Origin of the sequence: Flavivirga jejuensis (genome assembly GCF_030540765.1) — a bacterium.
In the GTDB taxonomy this organism is placed as follows: Bacteria; Bacteroidota; Bacteroidia; order Flavobacteriales; family Flavobacteriaceae; genus Flavivirga; species Flavivirga jejuensis.
Genome location: NZ_JAUOEL010000009.1, coordinates 194,813 through 221,633, shown reverse-complemented (window position 1 = coordinate 221,633; position 26,821 = coordinate 194,813). Strand labels below are relative to the sequence as shown.

The following is a 26,821-nucleotide window of genomic DNA, read 5'->3' as shown; positions in this document are numbered from 1 at the left end:
TGAAGTGATGAGCCTAGAAGAAGTAAAATGTTATTGTTAGAATAATCCTTTTAAGATAAGTTTAAATCCATTGGAGATAAGTATGGTTATCGTATTTTGATTAACTTCAGCTACTTTAAATTGGTTAACCAATCTGGAATACCAATTTATGTGTTATTTATTTAAACTTAAACTAAACTAAAATGAAAAATTATTTACAAAATCGCTTGCGCTTTATTGCGCTATGCCTCATGATGGCATGTTTCTCTATCCCTGCACTGTCACAAGTGCCCTCAGACCTTATGGATAATTGTAATCAATGGAAGATTACTTATCCCACAGGAGTTGAGGATAAAACACTATGTAATGAACCCAATAACGAGTTTTTTTATGTGAATTCTGCTGGAAATGCAATCGTTTTTTATGCTCCCATAAGAAATGATAATGGTTCTACACCTAATTCTGATAATATTCGTTCTGAGCTTAGAGAAAGAGAACCCGATGGTAGTGTTGATATTTATTGGACTACAGAGGGTAGACACATGCTTTATGTGAAACAGGCAATTACACATTTGCCCATTAACAAGTCGGAGTTGGTTGCTACTCAAATACACGGTAATAAAGATGATGGTATTGATGATGCCATGGTAATGAGATTAGAAGATTCCCATCTGTTCTTAGCCTTTAATGGAGGCGAATTAAGGAGTGACGTGACTATTAAGACGAACTATTCTTTAGGTACTATTCATGAAGTTATTTTTTTGATAGTTGATGGCAAACACTATTGTTATTATTCTGAGGATGGTAATCTTTTAAGTGCATATAATAATGGCAATGGATCTTCATATTTGGTGAAAGATGGCAGTAATGACTATGTAATGGATCGAGATTATGATGACACTTATTTTAAAGTAGGAAACTATACCCAAAGTAACCCTGATGAAGAAGGAAACGATACTGGTGATCCTGATAATTATGGCGAAGTTTTAGTTTATGATTTCTCTGTTCAGCATGGAGATGACTCTGGAGAACAAGTAGATGTTACTGGCGTATCATTTTCGTCAAGTACAGCAAATCTTTCATTGGGAGGTACTCAGGCATTATCAGCATCAGTAAGTCCATCAAACGCTTCAAATAAAGGCGTAAGCTACAGCAGTAACAATACATCTGTAGCAACAGTAAGTTCAAATGGTGTCGTTACAGCAATAGCAGAAGGTAGCGCAACTATCACTGTAACTACAGATGACGGTGGATTCACAGATACTATTACAGTTAATGTAATCGCTCCATCTACAGGTACTAATTTAGCATTAAACAAATCAATATCTGGTACGGGTACGCCAGATGGATCGAATGTTGTAGCGAATCTTGTGGATGGGTCTACTTCAACACGTTGGTCTGTTGAGGGGTTTCCGCAAACAGCGACTATAGACTTGGGCTCAGTATTTACATTAGGGAGTACTGAGATGGTATGTTATTCGGATAGAGATTATCAGTATACCGTATCCGTATCTAATGCTGCGAATGGTAGTTATACTCAGGTCGTAAACAGATCGGGGAACACGACTCCAGGTACAGTAGCTAGCCCTATCATTGATACTTTTTCTGATATTGATGCCAGATATGTAAAGGTCACCGTAACAGGTGCGGGGTCTTATACTGGATCGTGGGTGAGTTTATTAGAAATGAGAGTATTTGAAGGCGATGGAGGTTCTCAGACTATACCTGTTACAGGTGTGTCAATTACGCCATCAAGTACTTCATTAACAACTGGAGGAACACAACAATTGTCTGCTTCAGTAACCCCATCTAATGCTTCAAATCAAGATGTAAGTTATAGCAGTAATAACACATCTGTAGCAGTAGTAAATTCAAGTGGTGTCGTTACAGCAATATCAGAAGGTAACGCAACTATCACGGGAACTACAGATGATGGCGGATTCACAGATACTGTTGCTGTTACTGTAACGGGCGTATCTACAGGTACTAATTTGGCATTGAACAAATCAATCTCTGGTACAGGTACACCAGACGGATCGTATGTTGTTGCTAACCTTGTGGATGGGTTTACTTCTACGCGTTGGTCTGTTTCTGGTTTTCCGCAATCAGCGACTATAGACTTAGGTTCAGTATATACATTAGGAAGAACAGAGTTGGTGTGTTACGCAGATAGAGCTTACCAGTATACCGTATCTGTATCTAATACTGCGAATGGTAGTTATACTCAGGTCGTAAACAGATCGGGGAATACAACTCCAGGTACAGTAGCTACCCCTATCGTTGATACTTTTTCTAATATTGGTGCCAGATATGTGAGGATTACCGTAACAGATGCAAATTCTTATACTGGAGAATGGGTGAGTTTATTAGAAATGAGAGTATTTGCAGGAGATGGAGGTTCTAATGTAGCCGTTACAGGTTTGTCAATGACGCCATCTAGTGCTTCATTGACAATTGGCGATACACAACAATTGTCTTCTTCAGTAGCTCCATCTAATGCTTCAAATCAAGGCGTGAGCTATAGTAGTAACAACACATCTGTAGCAACAGTAAATTCAAGTGGTGTTGTTACAGCAATAGGAGAAGGTAACGCAACTATCACTGGAACTACAGATGACGGTGGATTCACAGATACTACGGCAGTTACTGTAACAGATACATCTATAGATACCAATTTAGCATTGTACAAATCAATCTCTGGTACAGGTACACCAGATGGAACGAATGTCGTTGCTAACCTTGTAGATGGGTCTACTTCAACGCGTTGGTCTGTTTCTGGTTTTCCGCAAACAGCAACTATAGACTTAGGCTCAGTATATACATTAGGAAGAACAGAGCTGGTATGTTACGCAGATAGAGATTATCAGTATACGGTATCTGTATCTAGTACTGCGAATGGTAATTATACTCAGGTCGTAAACAGATCGGGGAATACGACTCCAGGTACAGTAGCTAGCCCTATCATTGATTATTTCTCTGATATTGATGCTAGGTATGTGAAGATCACCATAACAGATGCAAATTCTTATACAGGAACGTGGGTGAGTTTATTAGAAATGAGAGTATTCGGAGAAGGAGGTTCTTATGTGCCCGTTACAGGTGTGTCAATGACGCCATCAAGTGTTTCATTGACAACTAGCGAAACACAACAATTGTCTTCTTCAGTAGCGCCATCTAATGCTTCAAATCATGGCGTAAGTTATAGCAGTAACAATACATCTGTAGCAACAGTAAGTTCAAGTGGTGTTGTTACAGGAATATCAACAGGTAGTGCAACTATAACGGGAACTACAAATGATGGTTCATTTACAGATTCTTCTGTTGTGACAGTGAGCTCTTCTGGCTCATTTGATGCCCCTTACGATATTCCTAAATTTCGGGATTATCTTTCGGAATGTAAATTACAATCTCCAGGAAGTGGTACTGAGGCGACTGATTCTGATATCATCTCTGGCTACTCATCAAATACTTTTTATGTGGTAGATGGTGACAAAGTGGCTTTTTATCAAACAGGTGCTAGTGCTAGGACAGAATTGAGATTTCTCGATAACTGGTACATTAATAGTACCAATAAAACATTGCATGCTAATGTGAAAATTGTTCAGCAGACCTGTGATCAGCTTACCATTATGCAAATTCATGATGATGCCAATGTTGGTAATGGACCAAATAAACCTTTGCTTAGAATATATAAAAGCACAACAAAGTCTCCTGTAAACCACCTATGGGCAGCAATTAAAACAAATTCGGGCGGAGTTGACACAGAGCATATCGACCTTGGTTTGGCTCCTAGTGGCTATTTCGATTGTGATATTAGTATAGAATCTGGTGATATGATTATAGAAATCAATGGCTCAGAGGAAGTCAATAAAGATGTTTCATTTTGGACTTTCCCTAGCTATTGGAAAAATGGCGTATATCTGCAAGACAGTGGAGCTGCTACAACATACTTTAATGAACTAACATTAAGCAATTCGTCTACCTCTAAAAGTAGTACAACTAAAACGACGAGTGCTTTTACTTTAGAAGAAGAAGTAGCGCTATCGCTATGGCCAAACCCAGTAATAAATACTGTTAATATTAATGGAACCAAAGATTTTCATACATTAATAGTATACGACCTGTTAGGTAATCTTATTATCAGACAAGCTATTCAAGGTGAATCTGTTGATGTCTCAAATTTGAGTTCTGGTTTATATCTTTTCAAGCTTTTAGGCAAGGAAAAAACAATTAATAAACGCGTTATCAAAAAATAATAATTAATTATGAAGTGGTTTAAACTACTTCTATATACCATTGAAGCAGGTGGAGGTTTACTTCATCTGCTTTTTTTTGTTTACTAGTCTTAACTGTAGTTAAAACTAAGTAGTTTAGTACATTTTGTTTTCGGCTTCTAAAAATTTTTGACACGAATTATTCTATTCTGAATACAATGAAGAATCAATCTCTTAAATAAGATTCTTCGCTTTACTCTAACAAAGTTCACTACTCTTTATGTCTAATTTTTTTAATCAAAACCTTCACCAGAAAAATCTTAAGATATTAACCAGACTTGTATATTGTAAATTAGTTGCAATTTCATATCTGTTAAAGCGAAGCTACAGGCTTCTATTACAAAAGTTTAGTTTGTCAGCTAATTTAAAATAGGATTTTAAGTTTTAATAAGCGTATTTTGTTTCTCAATTATGCTTTTAATTAATTATTCTAAAAGAATTTTAATGCTAAAGTATATTATAATTTAATTAAAAGCGTTAAGCAAGATATGATTCTAATTCTTGTAGTAGAAAAATATACTTTAAGTAGTAAAATAATTTTGGGAATTCTTTTTGCTGTACTGGCATACTTGCTCTTGAATTATGCTATGAAAATGATAGAAATGGGATATGTGCTTAAATATAAAAAGCCATTATATAACCATTTTTATTTGAGGTTAAGGCGTTTAAACAAAAACCAAAAATCTGTTTTAACACATCAATTTTCTTTTTATAAAAAACTCACAAGTAAAGAACAAAAATATTTTGAACATCGCGTAGCATCTTTTATAAAAGACAAAGATTTTATTGGTAGAAATGGGGTTGTAATTAATGATGAAATAAAAGTTAGAATAGCAGCAACAGCAGTTATGTTAACTTTTGGTTTTCGAGATTTTTATATAGGAATCATTTCTAAAATTGTGATATACCCAAGTAATTTTTATTCTAATATAAATAAGGCATACCATAAAGGGGAATTCAATCCTAAATTAAAAGCATTGATATTATCTTGGGAAGATTTTGTACAAGGGTTTGATAATGAAAGCGATAATTTAAATTTAGGCATACATGAATTTACACATGCGATTCATATTAATAGTATGAAGGAACGAGATGTGAGTTCGATCATTTTTAGTGACTCTTTTAAAGAGTTATCTGCTTTATTCTCTGAAAACGAATCATTGCGTGATGAATTAAAAATGTCTGATTATTTTAGAAAATATGCCTTTACAAATCAATTTGAGTTTTTAGCAGTAACCATCGAAAACTTTATAGAAACGCCAAAAGAATTCAGGGTGCAATTTCCAGAAGTTTATGGTAAAATTAAGCAAATGCTTAATTTTAATGTGTTAGGGTATTGATTTTTAATTTCGATGTGCTTTTAGTACTTGTTGCTTTCAATTTCTAAAAATTTTGACACGAATTTTAGGAATTCAGAGGAATTCAGTTTTACGCTATTTGTTACTTTACATTTTGGTATGTTACGAAGCGGACTTTTAGTTTGCTAAAACGCGTCTAAAGACTTCCTTTCCATAATACTATATCTTATTCGTCTCTATAATCTGCTTTAATTCTTTTATCTTTTCATATAATGGCTTCGTCACTTCTTCAATTTGTTCTATTGTAAAACGACGTTGGATGTGTTGCCTGCAATTAACATCCCAAGCCTCAACTGTAAAAACGATGGCTCTTTCAGATTTGGCATTATAATTTTCATCTGATAGAGAATTTATTAATTCATTATCATTTTCAACGACTTCAACTGTACCCCAAATTTTAATTCTAGTTTGGTTCGCATAATCCATTAGGAAAATATAAGCTTTATTATTTTCGCTGAGGTTTCCTATTGATATGTATTGTTTGTTTCCAGAGAAATCTGCAAAAGCCAGTCTTTTATTGTCTAACACCTTTAAAAAGCCTTTAGGACCACCTCTATGCTGAATATAGGGTTGGTTGTTACTATTAGATGTGGCGAAATAGAAAGAATCCATGTTTTTTAATATGTGGAATAAATTGGAATTGACTTCATGTTGCCAGCCTCCCGAAAGCTCCATGCGCTCGTAAGTTTTTCGTGATCCAAATTTTTCTTGAATTTCTTTTACAGCAGGGGTAAATGCAATATCGCTAGTGTTTTTCATGGTATTGTATATTATTATTTTCTGCTCTTGTAAGATGTTGCAAACCGATATTCCAGTTATCTGGACTAATTTTTGATACGTCTTGTACAACTATGTGTATACTGCCATTTTAATCCATCAATAGTATGAAAGCCTTCTAGAGGTTTACCGTTTTCGACAGTATAATCTGTTTCAGAATTTATTTAGATGTTCTTTTATTATTTCAATAAGCTAATGGATGCATTTTTAGCGGCTACAATAGGCCATTCATTTTTTTGAATTTGAGATAAAATAATAGCTCCTTCAATAAGTATTAAAATCTGATCACCTAATTGCTCTGCTTGATCTATCGAATATTTTGCTTCTTCTTTTAATAAGGCATGAATATAATTTCTTAATTCGTTTTTATGGTTTATGGCTTGATTTCTAATTTTATCATGATCCTTAGGTAAATCTGTAATAATATTTTGCCATCCGCAACCTCTAAAATTTGCTTCTGATAGCCATTTTATTAAATAATCAAAACAGCGTATTATTTTTTCTTTGGAAGTATTTTCTGTTGAAACAAAATCTAATAGTTTTCCCATCCACATGATGTGCCTATTTGTTAAATATGTTACAGCAATATCTTCTTTAGACCTGAAATGTTGATACATACTTGCTTTAGCTACTCCAGCTTCTGCAATAATTTGATTGATACCAGTTTGGTTGTAACCGTTATGATAAAACAAATTTGAAGCTGTTTCGATAATACGTTCTTTTACTCCTAACCTTTTCATGATACAAACTTATACTAAAGCTGAATAAAACAGACAGGTCTGTATTAAATTAACATAATTTTAACATAGTGCTTTTTTATCTTTATCTTTATGTTATGATTTTTATCATACTTTATTTTCATTTTCATACTTAATTTTAGTTAAGAATTTAAAATCTAGTAAGATGAGAAAAAGATCCCCTGTTTCCGAAATAATGAGTAAGAATATTATAGCCTTGAATAAGTCTGAAAGCTTAGAAAGAGCTGAGTTACTTTTTAAAAGGCATAATATTAGACATATTCCTGTTGTTAGTAAAGAGTCTATAATCGGTATGTTAAGTTATACAGATTTACTCAGAATTAGTTTTGCAGATGCAACAGATGATGATGACAGTGTTGATACAATTGTTTATAATATGTTTACTATTGAACAGGTTATGACAAAAAACTTGATAAGTGTTTCAAGTGACACCTCAATTAAAGAAGTGGCAGAAATTTTATCTAAAAAAGGGTTTCATGCATTACCAGTTGTTGACGGCTCCATTTTAGTTGGTATTGTAACAACTACAGATTTGATAAATTATTTGCTGAAACAATATTAAGAATTGGCCTGTTTTTTTAAGTCTTTAACAGTTTCAATTTGATCACTACTTTTAAATACATAACTTCCAGCTACTAATACATCTGCACCAGCATCAACAAGCATTTTTGCATTTTTATTAGTAACCCCTCCATCAATTTCTATAATTGTTGAAGCGCCTTTACGAGTAATTAATTCCTTTAGCTGAGATACTTTATTATAAGTATTTTCAATAAAACTCTGCCCCCCAAAACCTGGATTTACACTCATAATACAAACCAAGTCAATATCATTTATTGTATCTTCTAACAGGTTTACATTAGTGTGTGGATTTAGAGCAACACCAGCTTTCATACCTTCGGTCTTTATAGCTTGCAGCGTTCTATGTAAATGTGTGCAAGCTTCATAATGTACAGTGAGTACATCACTTCCTAACTCGGCAAAAGTTTTAATGTATCTATCTGGATCAACAATCATTAAGTGCACATCAATGGTTTTTTTAGCGTGTTTGGCAATAGCTTGTAAAACAGGCATACCAAAAGAGATATTAGGTACAAATACACCGTCCATGATATCGATATGAAACCAATCGGCATCACTTTTATTAACCATTTCTATATCACGTTGAAGATTTGCAAAATCTGCGGCCAGAATTGATGGCGCAATTAGTTTAGAACTCATTGAATGTTTTATTTATTCAGCAAAAATAACTGTTTTACTCAGAGTCTGTTTAAAATTTCGTTAATTATTTTTTTATGCCTCTTTTTACGTATTATTTCGTTAAAATTTTGAACCGTAACTGGGCTATGACTAGCATCCCTGCCTGCTGGCAGGAAAAATAGCCTATAAAAATTCTAATCACAAAATCTTAAACAGACTCTTTTTTTTGTGCAATAAAATTTTCAACCATGTTAACAACTTTATTAGCTAGTGTATTATCTGCCTTTCTCAACCATTCAAGGTATTCGTAAAGTTCATTTAGCTCTTTACTATTATTAACTATGGTAAACCCAAAATTATAATCTTCGAAAATACGTTGCGGAATGTTGATATTTATAACTTTAAAAACATTCCTGTGTCTGGTATCCAAGCTAATTCTTTTAAAAGTGGCATCTACGCTAATTTTATCACCTTCAAGAACTTGTAAGAAATTTTTATTATAGTATATTAATACACCTGTTATGTTATGCTTTGAGTTATTTTTTTTTGCTTTTGAATATAAATTTTTTAAAGCATGTAACGATTCTTCCTGGCAAGAATCACTGATGTAACATATTGTCTTTAGCATTTAAAAAAAATCTTTTCACTAAAAATACAAAAAATAAAATGGAGGAGTAATTGGAAATTAATATTTAATATTCAAAAGTAGAATAGGGCTAGGGATAAAAAAATGAACCCTCGGTAATCAGCCGAGGGTTCTTTCATCAATCAAAAAACGAACAGTTATGTGTAACTGTTTGTTACGGTAATTTAGTCGTAAAAAGATTACTAACCTAAATATGTTTTTAATATTTTACTTCTAGAAGTATGCTTAAGTCTTCTAATTGCTTTTTCTTTAATTTGTCTTACACGCTCACGTGTTAAGTCAAATGTTTCACCAATTTCTTCTAAAGTCATTGGATGTTGGTTTCCTAAACCAAAGTATAAACGAATAACATCGGCTTCACGTGGTGTTAAAGTTTCTAAAGCACGTTCAATTTCAGTACGTAAAGATTCATGTAATAACTCTCTATCTGGGTTTGGAGATTCACCACTATTTAGTACATCGTATAAGTTAGAATCTTCACCTTCTACTAGAGGCGCATCCATACTTACGTGACGACCAGAGTTTTTCATAGACTCTTTAACATCGTTAATTGTCATGTCTAATTCCTTAGCAATTTCTTCTGCACTTGGCGGACGTTCATGACTTTGCTCAAGAAAAGCAAACGTTTTATTAATTTTATTAATAGAACCAATTTTGTTTAATGGTAAACGTACAATACGAGATTGTTCAGCTAAAGCTTGTAAAATCGACTGACGAATCCACCAAACGGCATATGATATAAATTTAAAACCACGTGTTTCATCGAAACGTTGTGCCGCTTTAATTAAACCTAAATTACCTTCATTAATTAAATCTGGTAATGTTAAACCTTGGTTCTGGTATTGCTTAGCTACCGATACTACGAAACGTAAATTAGCTTTTGTTAACTTCTCTAAAGCTACCTGATCGCCAGCTTTAATACGTTGTGCTAATTCTACTTCTTCGTCTGCAGTAATTAAGTCAACCTTTCCTATTTCCTGTAGATATTTATCCAACGAAGCGGTTTCCCTATTGGTAACCTGCTTCGTAATTTTAAGTTGTCTCATCTATATTTTCTGTGATTTTTTTTATCCGAATATTAGGGCGTTCAGTAGTTATACGTATATATGTCGTATAATGTTACAAAAAATTTCAAATTATTTTCACTTTCCTTGTATTTAGACTCGAAAATGTTAAAAAGTTACAATAAAATAAAATTTCACCTAAAATTCTCCGATCCTTAGTTCTTGTTTTTCAGTTATATCGATCCTTTGGAACCATTAGAACTGCTTTTTTTTATTCTTAAAAAAAGATAGAAACCTATTATTGCTGTTAATATAGAAACACTTATTATTAAATAAATATTCTGAGTACTTTTCTGTTTTGATTTTATATTGAAAGAAGGCGATAATATATCTGTAATAGCTTCTCCTTTTAATTTGTTATTAAGTGAGTAGAAATGATGATTTTCTTGAGAGTTATTATATTCTAAAAGCATGGAATTAGATATTTTTGCTATTTCTGTACCTTTAAATATAATAGTGTAATTTGTAGAGTGGCTATGGTTTTTATCCTTAATTAACTTTACTTTTTGTAAAGCTAATGGATTGTCATTAGAATCAAAAATTTTGAATTTTTCTTTTACATAGTTAAAAAAGATAACATTTATGTCTTCAATAGTTTTGGCATTACTAAAGTTAGAGTCATATGCAATTAAAGCATTACGAATCGTCCAAGGAAATTCAGCCTCAATAATAGTATGATACTTTTGAGTTGTAATTTCAAAATAAGCTTCATCAGCATCATGTGCATATCCAAAAAGGATGCACATGAACACAGAGAGGTTAGTTATTATTAACTTAATCATAAGGTTTTATAAGTTATACTGTAAGTAAATTATCTACCTTGTTTAAAATCATCAGAAGGTGTGCCTCTAAAATACCTTGGAATACTTGGAAATTCATCACCATCAGTTAATACATAATAATATGTTCCATCAGGAAATTCTGGTGTAACTCCAGTTCTACCATTAGTTTCGTCTAATGTTCCTAAACCTGCTATGTATTCATAATCTGCAGAGTAAGCACCATTGTATTCAGAGCAAGGCGCCGTAATGCCATCTCCTGGTCTGTAGCCATCTATAATTTGATAACTAGATGTCATAGCTATTATTTCAGAAGAATTATCGGTTGCGTTTGTATAAGCATATTTATAATAAATAGGGAAACCATCGGCAGCCCAACCTACTAGAACCATTTCGGTGCCATCTGCATTAGCGAACAAATCTTGAATCGTGGGTGCACCATGGTAGTGGTATTTACCAGTAGGTTGCACATGAGCATAGTTACAATCTAGACCAATAGGAGCTGTTAATGCCTCTAAATTCCAATCCCAATTTACATCTGGATCCATGATACCTAAATCACTATGTGGCCATGGTTCTGCAGCAATGGGGTCTAGTTCTACACCGTTTAACAAGATTCCAAACATATATTCTGGACCGCTGTCACCTTGAAGCCAAACTAATTCACCCGTGTCTTCTGGGCTTGTAGTAATTGAATATGTTTCACTTTGAGCACTTACGTCGGCATTTTGAAACACACCAACTAAATGATTAGGTATATTGTTAGTTACAACAATTCTATAGTCTCCATCAATAGTAATTGATACTTCCTGTTCAATATCTAATTCAACTGAACAATCGCCAGATCCATTAATAACTTCTTGTTGTACACATTCAGTGTCTTCTTCCTCTTCTACTTCACTATCATCACTACCGCAGGATTGTAAAACAGTAAGTGATAAAAAAAGTGATAAAAATAAAAGGGGACTCACTAATTTTTTTTTCATTTTCATAATTGAAATCTTTATTTTAAGAGTTTAGATGCAACATTACCAAATTCCTTGTGCTATAATTTGATTTAATCAAGATAATTCCTTGAAAATCTACAGGTGTAGTTCATCTATTAAATGTTTGCATAGAGTAACTTCATACTGTTTTTTTAGATAAATAACGCTATTAGGTGTTTTTTGAGAATCCTTTTTTTTGTTAAAACACTATTTTACTTCAAATATAAAAAAAAGAGTTTAGGTTGGATAAAAGAGTATTCAGCTATTAGAAGTTATGGTATTAATACTTCAATAATGTATAAAACCCTTTGAAAGTCAATTCAGCAGTAGCGATCGGTAAAGGAATTGTTGAAAAAAAGTGGGAATTATAAATGGAACTAAAAAAAACTTAAAGAAAAAGGTAAATAATAGAGGAGAGGTTTCTCCATCTATTATCTACCCTTATCTAAATTACTGTTTTTAATATTATAAAAACGCCTGGTTAGAGGAGCTGACTAATAGTGTTAAAGCTTAGTTTATAGGCTTTAATGATAAAGATTTTAAGCTCGATGTTTTTTTATTGCCTTCAACTAACGATGTGGTTATGGTGTGTGTACCTGCCGTTTTAAACTCTAAAATACCCATGTTGTAAAACACATATTTTTCAGTAGCTGCCTGTTGGTTTTGTATCATAATACCCTCATCTGTTTCTGTTTTCCAAACCAACCTATCTGAGCCGCTATAACATAGTTCTAGATAAAAGTAACCTGGTTTTTGAACGTTGACTTCCCAGGTAACAGATCCATTATCTTCCCAATTACTAATTTGGTTTACATGTTTCCATTCACCAAATTTTTCCATCCATTTTACGGTTTTCTCTTCAGCATTTTTAACTTCAGCAAATTCACTTAATAATATATTTTCTGTATTGGGATAAATTCCAATGTGCGACTCTATTTTAACCTTAGCAGCTTCTGTTTTTAATTTTACTTCAATAACTGATATTAAATTATCGGGAGCGGCAATAGGTAAATCCAAAACAATCCAATCCTTTTCTTTGGAATAGGTAATCTCATTAGATTTATTGCCATTTAATATCACTACCGATTGTATTTTATTTTCTAATCCTGGTAAATATAATTTTTTGTCTTTAGGCCAATCGAAAACAGAAAGAAACAATGAATTATCTTTTGTAGTAACATCTCCCCAAGGCAGCTTATATCCCCATGGAGACGGTCCAGCGGCATAAACTACTTGTGGGTATTTCTTAATCCATGCTCCAGCTTCTTCTAAAAAATTAACCCCTACTTTAGGAATTTCGCCCTTAGGATTTGGTCCCACATTAAACAAATAGGTACCTCCTCTTCCTATTGTTTCTATTAATCTGCTAAGAATTTCTTTGGGACTCTTAAAATTATTGTCGTACCATGCATACGACCATGAATCGTTATTTGTATCGCAAGTTTCCCAGAGCCCAGGAATGTTTTGTGTAGGCACTTCCATATCACCTTTACTAGCGTAGTCTCCCATACCATGCCCCACACGACTACACATCATAGCTTTTGGTTGCAAATCGCGAACCATATCTGCCAATTCTAAGACATACTCTTTTGGCATATCACCAGGTGTATCAAACCAAACGAAATCTATTTGTCCATAATTTGTGCAAATTTCTTTTACTTGAGGTTTACATTTTTTATAGAAATAGTCTTTAAAATTTACTTTTTTACCTTTTTTGTTAGTTTCTGGACCACCATTTCCTCCTGGAGCAGTCCAGTCTTGATTATGAGAGTAGTAAAAACCAAATCCCAGACCTAACTCATGGCAAGCTGCAGATAATTCTTTCATAGGATCTCGTGCAAATGGGGTGGCATCTACAATATTAAACGCATTAACTTTACTTTTAAACATCGCAAAACCATCGTGATGCTTGCTGGTAATGATAATGTATTTCATGCCAGCATCTTTGGCTAATTTTGCTATTTTTTTAGCATCAAAATTTACAGGGTTAAACTCCTTAGCAACTTCCATATATTCATTAGGAGGTATATTTGCTACTCGAGGATGCATAATCCACTCTCCAATACCATAATACGTTTTGTTATCCCATTTACCAGCTAGGTGTGAATAAAGCCCCCAGTGAATAAACATTCCAAAGTTTCCTTCGTCAAATAATTTACCCTTACCGTTTTTTAAAGCATCCACTTTAACTTGATCGTCTCCCCACATTTTATCCATTTCTTGGGATTTCTTTTTTTGGGAATATGACGTATTCATTATAAATATTGCCGTAATAAATAATAAGATATGTCTTTTTTTATTTTTTCTATTCATTGTATTGATTTTATGTTTTTTACTAATCTGCTATGATTGTCCGTTTTTAGTCATCCTTCTGTTTTTTGTGGTAATTATTAAAAACATAGTTTTATACCGAATCAAAAATGACACATGGGAACTTTACACCATTGTTCTTTCTCGTTATCCCTTTCTTCCTTAAAATAAAGCTTGTGAGCTTCTTTACTTTTTTTTAATGTCGTAAAAACTGAATAAATTTATCTCTTACCTTTTATCAAAAAAAATTAAAATAAATCTAATTATTGATGGTTACAGACAATCAAAATCTATTATTACGATGTAAATATATTAGACTGCTAAGTACATGAAAACAAAGGTCTTTTTTCCTCTCTTATCTTACATGTTTTTGCTTATATCAACCAAATTGATGTGTAAAACAGATTGGATCATTCTTCTTAATAGATAATTGATTTTAATCGAAAAGAATTTTCCTAAGATTTATTTCTGGGGTTTCTTTGAAGTTATTATTCCCGTAGAATTGCAAGATTCGTGATTTGTGAACTATGATCCATAAACAGGTCTATCCATACGTTAATTAAAATTTTTTGTGCGGATCAATGGTTTAGTAATAAACAGGTATAGTTTAAAAAACAAAATTATTTTATGAAGATGATTTTTCGTCCTTTATATATTCTGATGGAGATAATCCATATAGTTTCTTAAACGATGTTGAAAAATGAGAGTTCGATTCGATTCCTATTTGATACATGACCTCAGAAACATTATGCCCTTCATTATTTTTTAATAATTCGGCAGCGCGTTGTAATCTGAAATTTTTTATATAAATACTAGGAACTTGACCTGTTAACTGTTTTAAACGTCTATAAAAATGGGTGGTACTAAAGCCCATTTCTTTTGATAGTTCTCCAACACCAAAATTAGAATCTGAAAGGTTTTTATCTATAATATCAATGGTTTTTTTTAGAAAATCTTCATCTCTTTTCGATATTTTTATTTCCTTTTTCCCTTTGGGAAGCTGACTGTTTTTAGAAAAGTATTCTTTTATTTGAATTTTATATTGAATTAATTTTTCTATACGTAATTGTAAATGTTTTAATGAAAACGGCTTACTTATATATTCATCTGCTCCAAACTCCAAACCTTTAATTAAGTTTTCGTTGTCTCCAAGTGCGGTTAATAATAAAATAGGTAAATGGCATGTGTCTGGAGCCGATTTTAGTTTTTTACAAAGTTCATAACCGTCCATTTCTGGCATCATAACATCGCTTACTATTAAATCGGGTTCACCCATTTTAATTTTTTCAAGAGCTTCTTTGCCATTGTTAGCAGTAGTTATATTATATTTTTCTGAAAGTGTACTCTTTAGAAAATTTTGAACATCTACTTCATTTTCAACCACTAAAATAGAATGTTGTTTTTCGTTTTCGGAATTATATAATTTATTTTCAGAATCAATTATATTTGGAGATAATGGTATCCAGTTTTTAATGAATGACTGATTAGAACCTTTAGGTTTTTCGTACTCATAGTCATCAAGATCTTTTAATGGTATGATTACTGAAAAGCGCGTTTCAACTCCAGGATTGCTAGTGGCGGTGATACTTCCTTCTAGTAGATTAACCAAAGATTTGCAGAATGCTAGACCAATACCTCCTCCGCTAATATTTCCCTGGTTATTTCCTAATTGGTAAAAGCGTTCAAAGATGTTCTCTATATTTTCTTTTGGAATGCCTCTTCCTGTATCAATAACATCTATTTGGATTGTTTTTTGACCAGAATTAAAATTAATTTTTGCTTCAATACTAATATCGCCCTGTGATGGGGTATTCTTAAAAGAATTAGATAATAGATTAAAAATGATACGTTCAAATTTTTGTACATCTATTACAATGTCTTCGTTTGCGTTATTTACCTTATAAAAGAAATTGATGTTTTTTTCAATAGCATAATTTTCAAAAGCTTCAGTTATAGGGTAAATAAAATCTCCTAAAGTATATTTAACAAGATTTAGATAAACGCGACCTTCTTCAGCTTGCCTAAATGTAATTAATTGATTAACGAGACTTAATAGTCTTTCTGTATTCTTTTGTACAATTGCTAAGTATTTGTTGTTGTTTGGGTCAGAATTATGATTCAGCATATACTCTATAGGACCAGATATAAGTGTTAACGGTGTCCTGAATTCATGAGATAGATTTGTAAAATAACGAAACTTACCTTGATTAACCTGTTCTGTTCGTTCTTTGTCTAATGTTTCGTATTTAAGACGTTGTTTCAGGCGCTCATGGTTAACAAAATAAATTATTATTCCAATGGTAATTGTTAGGGTTGTAATAATAAATATTAAATAACTCCACCAAGTATTATACCATGGAGGTAAAATTTTAAGGTTTAAACTTTTTGAGGTTTCACTCCAAATATGATCTCCATTTGCAGCCTTTACTTTAAATACATAGTTTCCTGCTGATAGATTGGTATAAGTAATGGTTGCTTTGCCCGATTCGTTTTCTACCCATTCATCATTAAAGCCTTCTAATTTGTATGCTAATTTATTTTTTGAAGGTGTTGTGGTATGTTGTACAATAACATTAAATGATATGATTTGTTGATTTTGACTAACAGAGATGTTTTCTGTTTCTGAGATAGATTTCTTAAGAACAACTTTATTATTAAGCTTTTCGCCAATTTTTATAGACTTGTTATTAATTAGCAGGTCTGAAATTAAAATGTTAGGAGGTTGTATGTTTGGTATAATGTTTTCGGGGTTAAAGATGGTCAAACCATTTAAGCCCCCAAAATAAAAATAGCCTGAGTTTCCTTTAAAATAGGCAGCTTCCCTAAAGTTGTTTTGAGCCAAACCGTCTCTAACATCGTATAAGTCTGTTATGTTTTTTTCTATATCGAATTTTACCAAACCCATATCTGTACTTAACCATAAATGAGACTCATCTTGTTGTAAAATACCATATATGGCATCATCTGGTAAAATATCGTTTTTTCTAAAATATTCTATTCTGGCAGGAGATCCTTGCTCATCCAAATACATTTTATTAATGCCCCCACCAAAAGTGCCTACCCATAAATGATTTTTATTGTCTTTATGAAGTGAAAATATATCATTAGTACTTAAAGTGATTTTGTCATTCTTATTATCGGTATATTTTTGATTTATAAGAATGTCTTCCCCGTTAAACGTCGTATGTAAAAGTCCATTACTAGTTCCAATCCACAAAGTATTATTGGTGTCTTTTAAAATACATTGAGCTCTTTTAGGGGTTAAATTAATATCAGATTTTATATTTAGTAGCGGTATTTCACTATTTTTAATTTCATTCCATGGGTTTTCTGAAATAGAAACTTTATTTCCTGCGAGTAATATATGATTATCATCAATTTGATAGATACATCTTGTAGAATTTTCTGTACCCTTTTCTGAATTTTTAAGAAAAACTTTTTTAAACACATTGGTTTTTGGGTTATAAACAATAATGTTGTATTCCGTGCCTAACCAAATATATCCTTTTCTATCTTCATAAATGCATCGTACAATATCATTATCGGCTAGTTTTATATGCTTTTCTAAATTTTCAAATTTTAATTTATCCACAGTTTTATCGGTAACGATATGTGTCGCCCTAACAAGGGGTTTGTTATATCCTGAAATCCAGAGATTTCCTTTGGAGTCTTCTAAAATGGATGTAATTAGATTATCTGAAATAGATTCATCATCATACGGATTATGTGAATAATTGATAAATGTTTTTTGTGTTAAATCTAATTTATTAATACCTCCTTGGGCAGTTCCAATCCACAACACATTAAAATCATCTTGGTATAAGGCTCTAATGTATAAGCTGCTCAAACCGGATTCATTTTTAGAATCATAGGTAAAATGCTCAAAGTTGTTTTCTTTTTCATCGTATTTGTAGAGTCCATTAGCAGTTGTGCCCACCCAAACAGCACCAGAATGATCTTCAAAAACTGTATTGATAAATAAAGGTAATTTTGGTGATTCTACATTTTCTAAATTGCCAAAAGCCATTAGTTCATGAACCCTATTGGCGTCTAATGTTACTTTAAAAACACCTTGGGTAGTACCCAGCCAAAAAATATTATTTTTATTTAAAATTGATTTGATATTTTTATTTTGAAAAGCATCAAAATTCGAGAGTGTGCTCTCTTTTAAAGTATTATATGGTGCGTCTTTATTAAAAGTCAATTTTTTTAAGCCCATAGTAGTTGCTAGAATCAATGAGTTTTGGTCTTTAAAACTAAAATCATTGAGTTGTACGTTTTTAAGTTGAGAACTTAGAAAATTGTCGGAGCGCTTAATCTTTCCTTTTTCAGCATCTAAGAGTTCGCAAACATATAATTGGTTATTTCCACAAAACCAAATACGTCCATTTTGGTCAGAAGTAATTCTATTGACATAAACTTTTCTATCTAGGGGAATTGTATAAAACTTTTCAATCCATGGAATATAAATAGTAAGACCAAGATTGGTTCCTATCCATAATACACCATTTTGATCATTGTACAAATGAGTAATAACGTTACTAATAATATTTCCATTTGTTTTGGATTGAGTATTGTACGTTTTAAATTCGTATCCATCATACTTTATTAAACCATTAGGTGTTCCAAACCATATGTTCCCATAGAGATCCTGTTCTATAGTACTAATTGAGTTTTGGTTAAAACCTTCTTTATTAGAAAATCTTTCAAAATTTTGAGCTCCAATTGTAAATGAATTGGTAAGTCCAAACAGGATTATTTCCAATAAGAATACAATAAAAAATATCTTTCTATTTGTTGTCATAACGTAACCTAAAACTTGGAATTTGTAACTGTTTATTTCTCAAATATATCAATTTCATGTTAAAAAAGTATGGGGTTAGCTTGTGTCTAAAAACACAAAATCTTCTTCGAGAGACTTGTTTTTGTATTCAAATAGGCACGATTTTTTGAAAATTCGAGAAGCGTAAACTGGTGTGTAGTCTATTGTTTTTTAGTGATTTGTGAGTTTTTTGCCATAATATGCGCGATCTGTTCATTTTATTTAGCCATATTATTGTAATGTTAGATTTAAGCAAAAAGATGTTAGATAGGAGCAATCAGTTACTGTATAATTATTTAAAATTTACACCAAATTAAAACTAAACCAAAATTTATGAAAAAATCTATATTAGAAAAAAGAATTTATGTTGGAATAAAACCGTCCAGCATAAAACTGCAATTAAGCATGTTTTTGTTTTTTGCATTTCTTCTAAAGGTCAATGCAAAAACAGAAGCAGTTGTTAATGATTGGAGCTTAAAAACTATTATTACAAATAAAAATATATTACAACAAACTGTTACTGGTATTATTACGGATAAAAATGGGGAGCCTTTGCCTGGTGTGAATATTCTTGTAGTAGGGACAAAAAAAGGTGCATTAAGTGATTTTGACGGGACTTATACGGTTAGTGCTAATACAGGAGAGGTTATTTCATTTTCTTATGTAGGAATGAAAAACCAAACCGTTTTAGTAGGTGGCCAAAATAAAATAAATATTATCATGGAAGAGGAAGCTTCACAGCTAGATGAGGTCGTGATAGTTGGGTATGGAACTCAGAAAAAAGGGAATTTAACAGGTTCAGTTGCGAGTATAAAATCAGAAAAACTAACAGTGGCACCAATTACTAGTGCTGCCAATGCCCTTGTAGGACAGTTGCCAGGTCTGTCAGCTTTGCAGTCAAGTGGACTCCCAGGTAGTGATGCGGCAACATTAAGGATTCGTGGTTTTGGAGCTGCATTGGTTATTGTAGATGGTATTGAAGGAGATTTAAACAGTCTTGATCCAAATCAAATAGAATCAATTTCAATTCTAAAGGATGGTGCTGCTTCCATTTATGGTGCACGTGCTGGAAATGGTGTCATATTAGTGAAAACGAAACGCGGGAAAAATCAAAAACCAATAATTACGCTTAATAGTTCATATACTTTGCAAGGGGTAACGAGTATTCTTCACCCTGCCAGTTCTGGTCAAATAGCAGAAATGGAAAGAGAGCAGCATATACAAAGTGGAGGAGACCCAGCAACTGCACCATGGACTCAAGAAGCTATCGATAAGTTTTATGAAGGTGGCGATCCTGCTTATTTAAATACTGATTGGTATGATCATACTTTTCGTGACTGGGCGCCACAACAAAACCACAATTTATCAGTGCGTGGTGGTAGCGAGAACATAAAATACTTTGGCTATTTTGGATATGCCAAGCAGGAGACAATGGTTAAAACTAATGGAGGGGATTACCAACGTTATAATGCTCAATCTAATGTTGATGCCAATATTACAGATGATTTAAAAATATCGATAGATCTTTCTTTAGCCTTTAAAGACAAAAATTTTCCAGTTAGAGGGTTGGATAATGAAGGAGCGTTTTGGCAGGATTATTACAGAACAAGACCTTGGTATCCAGCAACTTTGCCAGATGCAACAAAAGTGCCATGGGGCGGTATAGATGTGGGAAGTATTGCAACCGTTTCAAATATTGATTTAATGGGATATAATCGTAGTAATGATAAAAACCTTCGAGGTATTACAACATTAACTTATGATTTTAAATGGATTGAAGGATTGCAAGCAAAAGCAAATGTTAATTATGTTACTTCGGATGTGTACACCAAAAGATACCAGAAACCAATTGTTTTTTGGACTTATAATCCTGCCAATGATGAATATACAGCATCTGCATCGTTTAGTGAAAGCAACCTTTCTGAAGCGGCTTATAGAAGCAGTGTATTTACTCAACAATATTCGCTTAATTATAATAATAAATTTGCCAATAAACATGAAATTACAGCTTTAGCTCTTTATGAGTCAATTGGTTATAAATCAAATTATTTGAGTGCTTCGCGTACCGATTTGTTAACACCTTCAATAGATCAATTATTTATAGGGAGTACAACAGGAATGGGTAATGATGGTTCTGCAAGCGAAATGGGACGTATGAGTTATGTTGGTAGATTGAATTATAGCTTTGATAACCGTTATCTTTTAGAAACTATTTTTCGGGCTGATGCCTCTGCTAAGTTCCCTTCTGAAAATAGATGGGGGTATTTCCCTAGCATATCTTTAGGATGGGTAATTAATAGGGAAAAGTTTATGAGAAATATAAGTAATCTTGACAATTTAAAGCTTAGAGCCAGTTATGGAGAATCTGGAAATGATGCTGTAGGTGATTTTCAATATTTATCGGGTTATTCAACATTAGGCTCAGTGATATTTGATGAAGGGCAATTATCAGGGTTATACATAACAGGTTTATCTAATCCTTTTTTGACTTGGGAGAAAATGGCCATCTACAATACAGGAATAGATTTTTCATTTAATAATCAAAAAATATATGGATCTATTGAGGCCTTTTACCGAGAAAGAACAGGTATTCCTGCCACGCGAATTACTTCGTTGCCTTCTACTTTTGGCTCTTCGTTACCTCCAGAAAACCTTAATAGTTTAAATGATCGTGGTTTTGATTTGTCTATTGGAACTAAAGGTAGTTCTGGTGATTTTTCATATGATATAAGCGGAAATATATCTTGGTCACGTTCAAAATGGGATTATTATGAAGAACCAGAATATGATGATCCAGATCAAGAAAGGCTTTATAAACAATCGGGAGAATGGACAGATCGTGTCATGGGGTATGTGTCTGATGGGTTGTTTACTTCGCTTGACGAAATAAATGCGCTTGATTTTACCTATGAAGAATTAGGAGGAAATAGTACGCTTATGCCAGGAGATGTTAAATATAAAGATTTGAACAACGATGGCGTACTTAATTGGAAAGACCAAACAGAGATAGGGAAAGGGGCATTTCCACATTGGACCTATGGTCTTAATACATTATTTCAATATAAGAATTTTACTTTAACAACATTATTTCAAGGTGCTTTTGGATATAGTACTAATGTTAACGTTACTGAGTACCAAAATGAAGTGATGTATAATTTACGTTGGACGGAAGAGAACAACGATCCCAATGCGTTGGTCTCCAGACTTGGGGGTGCGAGTTCTAATGGGTATGCTTCAGACTATAGATTAAAAGACACATCCTACATTCGTTTAAAAACAGCATCGCTATCATATCAATTCCCTCAATCAACACTAGATAAGTTGGGTATTGTTAATTTAAGAATATATGCAGCGGGGACCAATCTTTTTACTATTAGTTCTTTAAGTGATTATGGTGTAGACCCCGAAGTTCTATCTGGTTCTCTGAAAGTTTATCCGCAACAGCGTACAATAAGTTTAGGGATGAATTTGTCATTGTAAAAAATATATAAAATGATAATAATAAAATATAAGGAAATGAAAAAAAGCGCACACATAATATTGTTACTTTTCTTGGTAATTACATCATGCCAAGATGTTTTAGATAAGGAACCACTAGACCTTATAACAGATGCTACGGTTTGGAATGATCCTGTGTTAATCGAGGCATTTCTTACAAATCAATATAGCTTAACATCAGTGATGGTTAATGAATCTAGTTCCTATATAGCAGAATGGGGTGTTGGATCACCTATAACAGATAGTTGGGATTTAGAAAATTCAGAACAGTGTTACGGTCCTTTAGTGATTAATAACTTTGCAGATGAAGGCAAAGGAGGATGGGATATTGCTGGAAATGGTGTAGGGAATAAGGCAGGTAGAATGAATGTTAATTCAAATCCGTTGCCTTGGTGGGAAAATGCATATTACATTATTAGAAATTTAAATATGCTTATTGAAAGGCTTCCAGATTCACCAATTGATAGTGAATTAGCCGCTTCAAAAATAGCAGAAGCTCGTTTTCTAAGAGCTTTTAATTATTTTCAAATGGTAAAACGTTATGGAGGCGTACCACTTATTACCAATGTACAAAGTCTTGATGATTCAGAAGAGGAGCTATATCCAGCTAGGAATAAGGAACAGGAAGTTTATGATTTTATTATTTCAGAATGTACAGATATTGCTAATATATTAAGTAGTGATAAAAATTTTGGTCGCCCTTGTAAATGGACCGCTTTACATTTACAATCAAGAGCCGCTTTATACGCTGGAAGTATAGCCAAGTATGGCACTGTACAATTAGAAGGTCTTGTTGGTATTTCTGCCAGTCCCGATACCTATTTTCAAATATCTTATGATGCAGCAAATGAAATTATAAACGATGGTGGTTATGCTTTATTAGATGAAGGAACTGATAAAGTAATGAATTTTAGAAATGTGTTTGTTACTAAAAACCACAGTGAAGTGATTTTTGCAAAACACCATAATTATGTTGATGCCTTAGGTGGTGGAGGTGGTACATGGGGTTATGATTTTGTGCAACGTCCAAAACCTCATGCATGGAATATTGGAATGGGTAATACGCCATACCTTGAAATGGCTGAAGCATTTGAATATAAAGACGGATCTACAGGTACGTTAGATAGAGCTTTACTTGGAAGCAAATTATGGAGTATGGATGAATTGTGGGGAAATAAAGATCCTCGCTTTTTTGCAACTCTATGGACAATGGAAACGCCATGGAGAGATGGTATTGTAGATTTTCATAGTGGGTTAATTACACCAGATGGGACTGTTCTTAATAATCAAAATGAAGCCTATAACGGTGTTTCTGCATGGGGAGACCAATGGTTTTGGATTGGGTTTGGTACTGGATTTGGAGTTATGAAGTACCTGGATGAAGATGTAGATATTGGTTCTACTTGGTCAAATTCAGGAACAGATTATCAAGTATTCCGTTTAGGAGAAACTTTATTGAATTATGCAGAGGCTGCTATGGAATTAGGCTATACAGGAGATGCTTTAACAGCTGTAAACCAAATAAGAACCAGAGCAGGTATAGCTACTTTAGGATCTGTGACTTTGGATCAAATTCGTCATGAACGTAGAGTAGAATTAGCTTTTGAAGGCCACCGTTATTGGGATTTACGCCGTTGGAGAATAGCTACTACAGAATTAACAAGATCATTTTCTGGACTTAAGTATGTTTTAGATTATACAACCCAAAAGTATAAGGTATCGGTAATAAATAATTACGATGGAACTACAGATGCTCCTAATTTTTATGAAAAAATGTATTATTTCCCTATATCATTATCCCGTACTGGAGCGAACTCAAATTTAATCGAAAATCCAGGTTATAATTAATATAAATTGAGAACAGAGTGTATCAATCTTTCGATATACTCTGTTCCTATTTACAAATAATAGAGACGTTATAAAACGTCAAAATATTTATAAAACTAAATTATGAAAAAAGCAAAAAACCTATATGCATATTTAATTCTATGCTTAATCTTACTTGTTAGCTGTGGAGGTAATTCTGATGATTCTGAGGAAGAAGTTATAGATCTAAATGAACCAGTAACATGGACAGGAACAGTAACTTCAGACGGTACCGATTTATGGCTTGTTTTAAACGGGAATGGAGAACCGTATTATGATTTTAGAATTGGAACTGGAGGAGCTATGTCAGAAATCAGAGACCTTACCGAATCGTCTGAAAATTTACTATCTCCATCTTATAATGGAGAACAAACAGACCGTATTATACAATGGACGCTATGGAGTATAAATGGTGATATAAAAAACACTGAAGATTTAGAACTATTAAACAAACAACGTTATAATGTAACTCAAGGAGGTACAGGAATTAATCAATTATCTGAGATCATTTCGGTAACTGTAAATGCAGAAAAAAATCAAGTAGATGTATATAGCAACCCAAAATTACAATGGCAGGAAGAGAATCAAAATGCTATGACAGGAACACATGCTGCATTAACAAGATATACCATTCAAACAAATGGATCTATAAAAATATATCGTGCGGTTTCAGTTGCTGAGCCTAAATTAAATGGTGTAGCACAGCAATGGTCCGATTTTTACTTTGAAGGATGGACACCTATGTTAGGTGGTTCTAGTGCATTTGATGGTTTGGCGTTATCATTAAATAGTTCTGGTGCTCCAGATTTATGGTACCAATGGCTTTCAGGAATACCTTCTTATCCATTTTTAGAGGCATCTACAACCGAAGGTTATGCGATTGCATACAACACTTCAAAATATAGTACTAAAGATGCCGTAGGTGTTGTTTACGGAAAAGGTAATGTAGAAACATCTGGTACAGCAAAACATGTGCTTAACTTATTGCCTTGGAATACAGGGATAGGGATTTTACCAGCCATAAAATCAGAGTCTGTTATACCAGCTCATTCTCTTGTTGAACAAACACTTTATATCGTGCCTCGTCAAGGTTTAACCGAAGCAATGAAAACTGAATTAGACGACATGGTTAACGAAATATCAGCACCTAAAATTTATACTCCTAGCGAAATTCCTTCTGGATCTGAATTAGAAACCATTTATGCAACACTTATGGCAAATAGATTGCTATCGGGAACAGCAACAGATAATCTTAGCGCATTAGCGCCTATAGATTAATATCACACTTTTAAAATATTATTAACCAAATACTAAATACTTAAATTATGAAAACAAAATTATCCTTATTAACTATTTATTTATTAACTGCTTTTTGCGGTATAATTGCACAAACAGTAACTTATGATTTTGAAGATGGTTCACTCGCAGATTGGTTTGTATATTCTGCTACAACTAACGCTGTCGCTAATCCGTCTCCATCAGGTATTAATACAAGTTCACAGTCAGTAGAACTTGTAAGTTCTGCAGACTGGCCAGGTTTTCGTTTAGACAATGATACTGGTGTTATTAGTTCTGATATTAAAACGATAAGCCTTATGGTTTATTCTCCAGTAGATAGGTTTATAACTGTGACTTTTGCTGAGTCTATCAGCAGCACTGCAAATTTCTCAGTTACAATAGGTGTTGGAGCTGCAAATGTTAATACTTGGGTGAAATTAGACTATGACATATCAGCAATACCTACTTATGATTATAGAGAAATGCATATTATTATGCAAAACGGAACGGTTTACTATGATAATATTGTATTAGTTTCTGATGGTTCACTTGGAACCAATGATTTAACTTTAGAAACCGTTAAGGTATATCCTAACCCAGCAACAGATAAGATTAATATTGATCTTAGCACCTTAGGAGCTAAAGCTTCAATAGATATTCACGATTTAACAGGTAAGTTAGTTTATAATGAAAAAGATGTATCTAATAAGTTACATTCAATTGAACATCACTTAAAATCGGGTATGTACATCGTATCAATTAAAAGTGAGAATAAAACGATTACTAATAAACTATTGATAAATTAGTTTGTAATCGGAATTGAATTTTAAGAGTCTGTTTAAGATTTTGTGATTAGAATTTTTGTAGGCTATTTTTGATGCAGTATAAGGTGAAATTTTTAAACATAACCAGTTACGGTTCAAAATTTTAACGAAATAATGCGTAAAAAGAGGCATAAAAAAATAATTGACGAAATTTTAAACAGACTCTAAGATTAACACAGTATTTCTAATACCTTAACCTTGAGAGTGAGTTTTTATATTCTATTGTGTTAGTAAAAATAGCATCTAATCGTGTTCGTTTTGTATGTGATTCAGACGTTTTATGTCTCCATACTGTAAATTAATACTATGGATGGTAGTGATTATTTAATAGCGTCATCTTTAATTAAATGAATAGCCTTGAAGCGCTGCTTTATAGGTTATTCATTTTAATTATATGCGAAA

Annotated in this window: 16 protein-coding genes; 7 read left to right on the top strand and 9 right to left on the bottom strand. The window is 32.9% G+C overall.

The window, feature by feature from the left end; translation table 11 throughout:
- Positions 1–182 precede the first annotated feature (182 nt).
- Entirely contained in the window at positions 183–4,235 is a 4,053-nt protein-coding gene (locus Q4Q40_RS22000; RefSeq protein ID WP_303304214.1) for an Ig-like domain-containing protein, read from the top strand.
- A 506-nt stretch (positions 4,236–4,741) separates the two neighbouring features.
- Positions 4,742–5,593 (top strand): zinc-dependent peptidase, encoded by an 852-nt coding sequence (locus Q4Q40_RS21995; protein WP_303304213.1) that lies wholly within the window; start codon positions 4,742–4,744, stop codon positions 5,591–5,593.
- A 177-nt stretch (positions 5,594–5,770) separates the two neighbouring features.
- On the opposite strand, the gene Q4Q40_RS21990 is transcribed toward Q4Q40_RS21995, so the two are convergent.
- Together Q4Q40_RS21990 and Q4Q40_RS21985 are read right to left on the bottom strand one after the other, a co-directional pair.
- A complete protein-coding gene (locus tag Q4Q40_RS21990) occupies positions 5,771–6,370 on the bottom strand; it encodes a pyridoxamine 5'-phosphate oxidase family protein (protein ID WP_303304212.1) in 600 nt (199 codons plus the stop codon).
- Between the two features lie 197 nt (positions 6,371–6,567).
- Positions 6,568–7,128 (bottom strand): TetR/AcrR family transcriptional regulator, encoded by a 561-nt coding sequence (locus Q4Q40_RS21985; protein WP_303304211.1) that lies wholly within the window; start codon positions 7,126–7,128, stop codon positions 6,568–6,570.
- Between the two features lie 163 nt (positions 7,129–7,291).
- On the opposite strand from Q4Q40_RS21985, the gene Q4Q40_RS21980 reads away from it, so the two are divergent.
- Positions 7,292–7,708 (top strand): CBS domain-containing protein, encoded by a 417-nt coding sequence (locus Q4Q40_RS21980; protein ID WP_303304210.1) that lies wholly within the window; start codon positions 7,292–7,294, stop codon positions 7,706–7,708.
- On the opposite strand, the gene rpe is transcribed toward Q4Q40_RS21980, so the two are convergent.
- The 7 genes from rpe to Q4Q40_RS21945 all read right to left on the bottom strand — a co-directional run bounded on the left by rpe (position 7,705) and on the right by Q4Q40_RS21945 (position 18,935).
- The gene (rpe, locus tag Q4Q40_RS21975) at positions 7,705–8,367 is read right to left on the bottom strand and encodes a ribulose-phosphate 3-epimerase (protein WP_303304209.1); all 663 of its coding nucleotides are present in this window, start codon (positions 8,365–8,367) and stop codon (positions 7,705–7,707) included. The genes Q4Q40_RS21980 and rpe overlap by 4 nt on opposite strands.
- Before the next feature lie 187 nt (positions 8,368–8,554).
- Entirely contained in the window at positions 8,555–8,974 is a 420-nt protein-coding gene (locus Q4Q40_RS21970; protein ID WP_303304208.1) for a BLUF domain-containing protein, read from the bottom strand.
- A gap of 200 nt (positions 8,975–9,174) precedes the next feature.
- Positions 9,175–10,038 (bottom strand): sigma-70 family RNA polymerase sigma factor, encoded by an 864-nt coding sequence (locus tag Q4Q40_RS21965; protein WP_042497104.1) that lies wholly within the window; start codon positions 10,036–10,038, stop codon positions 9,175–9,177.
- A 191-nt stretch (positions 10,039–10,229) separates the two neighbouring features.
- Positions 10,230–10,838, bottom strand: coding sequence for a hypothetical protein (locus Q4Q40_RS21960; protein WP_303304205.1), 609 nt, complete (start codon positions 10,836–10,838; stop codon positions 10,230–10,232).
- A 29-nt stretch (positions 10,839–10,867) separates the two neighbouring features.
- Positions 10,868–11,821, bottom strand: a complete 954-nt coding sequence (locus tag Q4Q40_RS21955) for a YHYH protein (RefSeq protein ID WP_303304204.1) — start codon at positions 11,819–11,821, stop codon at positions 10,868–10,870.
- A gap of 510 nt (positions 11,822–12,331) precedes the next feature.
- Positions 12,332–14,134 (bottom strand): alpha-L-fucosidase, encoded by a 1,803-nt coding sequence (locus Q4Q40_RS21950; protein WP_303304203.1) that lies wholly within the window; start codon positions 14,132–14,134, stop codon positions 12,332–12,334.
- 622 nt (positions 14,135–14,756) lie between these two features.
- Positions 14,757–18,935 carry a hybrid sensor histidine kinase/response regulator transcription factor gene (locus tag Q4Q40_RS21945; RefSeq protein ID WP_303304202.1) on the bottom strand — a complete coding sequence of 1,393 codons (4,179 nt, stop codon included), beginning with the start codon at positions 18,933–18,935 and terminating at the stop codon, positions 14,757–14,759.
- 351 nt (positions 18,936–19,286) lie between these two features.
- Between Q4Q40_RS21945 and Q4Q40_RS21940 the strand changes: the two genes are divergently transcribed.
- From Q4Q40_RS21940 to Q4Q40_RS21925, 4 genes are all read left to right on the top strand, one after another.
- A complete protein-coding gene (locus Q4Q40_RS21940) occupies positions 19,287–22,433 on the top strand; it encodes a SusC/RagA family TonB-linked outer membrane protein (protein WP_303304201.1) in 3,147 nt (1,048 codons plus the stop codon).
- 36 nt (positions 22,434–22,469) lie between these two features.
- Positions 22,470–24,299: a RagB/SusD family nutrient uptake outer membrane protein gene (locus Q4Q40_RS21935; protein WP_303304200.1), complete on the top strand. Its 1,830-nt coding sequence runs from the start codon at positions 22,470–22,472 to the stop codon at positions 24,297–24,299.
- 102 nt (positions 24,300–24,401) lie between these two features.
- Entirely contained in the window at positions 24,402–25,595 is a 1,194-nt protein-coding gene (locus Q4Q40_RS21930) for a hypothetical protein (RefSeq protein ID WP_303304199.1), read from the top strand.
- 47 nt (positions 25,596–25,642) lie between these two features.
- On the top strand, positions 25,643–26,401 hold the full coding sequence (locus Q4Q40_RS21925) for a T9SS type A sorting domain-containing protein (protein WP_303304198.1): 759 nt from the start codon (positions 25,643–25,645) through the stop codon (positions 26,399–26,401).
- Positions 26,402–26,821 lie beyond the last annotated feature (420 nt).

Coding starts and splice junctions, on each gene's coding strand:
- rpe (WP_303304209.1), bottom strand. CDS start 8,367: ATGAGTTCTAAACTAATTGCGCCATCAATTCTGGCCGCAGATTTTGCA.
- Q4Q40_RS21990 (WP_303304212.1), bottom strand. CDS start 6,370: ATGAAAAACACTAGCGATATTGCATTTACCCCTGCTGTAAAAGAAATT.
- Q4Q40_RS21945 (WP_303304202.1), bottom strand. CDS start 18,935: ATGACAACAAATAGAAAGATATTTTTTATTGTATTCTTATTGGAAATA.
- Q4Q40_RS21955 (WP_303304204.1), bottom strand. CDS start 11,821: ATGAAAAAAAAATTAGTGAGTCCCCTTTTATTTTTATCACTTTTTTTA.
- Q4Q40_RS21965 (WP_042497104.1), bottom strand. CDS start 10,038: ATGAGACAACTTAAAATTACGAAGCAGGTTACCAATAGGGAAACCGCT.
- Q4Q40_RS21970 (WP_303304208.1), bottom strand. CDS start 8,974: ATGCTAAAGACAATATGTTACATCAGTGATTCTTGCCAGGAAGAATCG.
- Q4Q40_RS21940 (WP_303304201.1), top strand. CDS start 19,287: ATGAAAAAATCTATATTAGAAAAAAGAATTTATGTTGGAATAAAACCG.
- Q4Q40_RS21985 (WP_303304211.1), bottom strand. CDS start 7,128: ATGAAAAGGTTAGGAGTAAAAGAACGTATTATCGAAACAGCTTCAAAT.
- Q4Q40_RS21930 (WP_303304199.1), top strand. CDS start 24,402: ATGAAAAAAGCAAAAAACCTATATGCATATTTAATTCTATGCTTAATC.
- Q4Q40_RS21980 (WP_303304210.1), top strand. CDS start 7,292: ATGAGAAAAAGATCCCCTGTTTCCGAAATAATGAGTAAGAATATTATA.
- Q4Q40_RS21925 (WP_303304198.1), top strand. CDS start 25,643: ATGAAAACAAAATTATCCTTATTAACTATTTATTTATTAACTGCTTTT.
- Q4Q40_RS21950 (WP_303304203.1), bottom strand. CDS start 14,134: ATGAATAGAAAAAATAAAAAAAGACATATCTTATTATTTATTACGGCA.
- Q4Q40_RS21995 (WP_303304213.1), top strand. CDS start 4,742: ATGATTCTAATTCTTGTAGTAGAAAAATATACTTTAAGTAGTAAAATA.
- Q4Q40_RS21935 (WP_303304200.1), top strand. CDS start 22,470: ATGAAAAAAAGCGCACACATAATATTGTTACTTTTCTTGGTAATTACA.
- Q4Q40_RS22000 (WP_303304214.1), top strand. CDS start 183: ATGAAAAATTATTTACAAAATCGCTTGCGCTTTATTGCGCTATGCCTC.
- Q4Q40_RS21960 (WP_303304205.1), bottom strand. CDS start 10,838: ATGATTAAGTTAATAATAACTAACCTCTCTGTGTTCATGTGCATCCTT.